General features: G+C 63.4%; 1 protein-coding gene. It reads left to right on the top strand.

Features of this window, described 5'->3' with window-relative positions; translation table 11 throughout:
* Window positions 1-213 (top strand): immunoglobulin-like domain-containing protein (locus ACZ3HH_RS31315; RefSeq protein WP_465810647.1); only part of this gene is annotated, 213 nt, incomplete at both ends.

Genomic DNA, 213 nt, shown 5'->3' with positions numbered 1-213 from the left:
GAACCTCACCGCGACCAGCACTGTGGCCGAAGGCGGCACCGTGGTTTACACCGCGTCCGTGTCGGCACCGGTCACCGATTCACCAGTCGTCGTCACCCTGTCCAACGGCCAGACCATCACCATCCCGGTCGGCTCAAGCAGCGCCAGCGTGAACTTCACTGCACCAAACGATGCCCTGAACGGCGGCACATCCCTGAGCGTGAAGATCGACGA

It is taken from the genome of Pseudomonas sp. PME37.24/025, from assembly GCF_055556615.1.
Note: the sequence above shows the minus strand (reverse complement) of the source record. Positions and strands in the feature narration are given on the sequence as shown.